Below are 1,503 nucleotides of genomic sequence, written 5' to 3'. Positions count from 1 at the left end.
AGACGGAATACATCTTTGAGCCGTCGCCCAAGCGCGTGTTCGACGATCTGCTGCCGCGCTGGGCGCTGGCGAAGTTCCAGCTCACCATGCTGGAAGCCTTCACCTCGGAGCACAGCGCGCGCATGATCGCCATGAAGAACGCCACCGACAACGCCACAGAGCTGATCGACGAGCTCACCCTCCAGCGCAACAAAGTCCGTCAGGCGTCGATTACCAAAGAATTGAGCGAGATTGTGGGAACCGCGGAGGCGCTGAAATGAATCGGTGGCACTCAGTAGGACTACTGGCGACGCTCTTTGGTCGTCGGCGGCTGCGCGACGATGGCCGGGCCCATGGGGCCGATCAAAACGCGCGTGGGCGAGCAATCGCCGGACCTGTCGCTGAAGGATCTCCACGGGAATCCTGTGATCCTGTCGAGCTTTCGTGGCAACAAACACGTCGTGCTCGCCTTCGGCAGCACAAGCTGTGGGCTGTTTACGATGAAGCTGGATGACTTGCAGCGCGTGTACGAGCAATACCGGCAACACCCGGATGTGGCGTTTTTCGTTGTGTACCAAAAGGAAGCCCATCCCATCATGATGGGGACCGGCCAGCCCAAGACGCAGGAGCGCCGTGTCGAACTGGCGAAGCGGTTCCAGGACAAGTACCGGCTGGAAATGCCGGTGCTTGTCGACGACATGAGCAATCAGGCCGCGAAATTCACGCGGCTGCCAAGCACCGCGATGATTGTAGACAAGGATGGGCGTGTGCGGTATGAGGCGATGCTGCTCCATCCGTGCGCCATCGAGCAGACGCTTCAGCAGCTGCTAAGACAAGAGTAACCCGCGGCAACGATGGAACCGAACGACGGGACAATCGTCCAAGTCATCGGGCCCAGCGTGGACATCCGTTTTCCCGCTGACCGGCTCCCGACGCTGCTCAATGCCATCCGCGTGGATGTGTCGGACCCCGCCGCTGGCGGGGTAGGCCGCAACATCCATCTGACGCTGGAAGTCGCCCAGCACATCGGCAACAACACGGTGCGCTGCATCGCGCTGGATTCCACCGACGGCTTGGTGCGCGGCATGAAGGCGCTCGATACCGGCAGCCCCATCACGGTGCCGGTAGGCAAGCAGACCCTCGGGCGCATCTTCAACCTCCTGGGCCAGCCGCTCGATGAGCGCGGGCCGCTGCCCGAACCCGACAAGCGCGCGCCGATCCACCACGCGCCGCCGTCGTTCGAGGAGCAACTGCCGGTGCGTAACATCTTCGAAACCGGCATCAAGGTCATCGACCTGCTGGCGCCTTACCCGAAGGGCGGCAAGGTCGGGCTGTTCGGCGGCGCCGGGGTGGGGAAGACCGTCATCCTCATGGAGCTCATCCGCAACATCGCCACCGAGCACGGCGGCGTGTCGGTCTTTGCCGGGGTGGGGGAGCGCACCCGCGAGGGCAACGACTTGTGGCTGGAGCTTAACGAATCCGGCGTGGTCAACAAGACGGCGCTGGTCTTCGGGCAGATGAACG

The 1,503-nt window shown here is 62.9% G+C and carries 2 protein-coding genes and 1 pseudogene; all 3 read left to right on the top strand.

What is annotated here, in order from left to right:
• A partial coding sequence (locus tag WAQ08_RS02395) for a F0F1 ATP synthase subunit gamma (protein WP_422189040.1) occupies positions 1-260 on the top strand: 260 nt, incomplete at its 5' end.
• A 72-nt stretch (positions 261-332) separates the two neighbouring features.
• Positions 333-821: a TlpA family protein disulfide reductase gene (locus WAQ08_RS02390; RefSeq protein ID WP_422189039.1), complete on the top strand. Its 489-nt coding sequence runs from the start codon at positions 333-335 to the stop codon at positions 819-821.
• 12 nt (positions 822-833) lie between these two features.
• A pseudogene (locus WAQ08_RS02385) lies at positions 834-1,503 on the top strand (F0F1 ATP synthase subunit beta); the annotation flags it as partial.

Origin of the sequence: Aquabacterium sp., assembly GCF_049274795.1 — a bacterium.
In the GTDB taxonomy this organism is placed as follows: Bacteria; Pseudomonadota; Gammaproteobacteria; order Burkholderiales; family Burkholderiaceae_C; genus Aquabacterium.
This window is presented reverse-complemented; position numbering and strand designations above follow the sequence as displayed.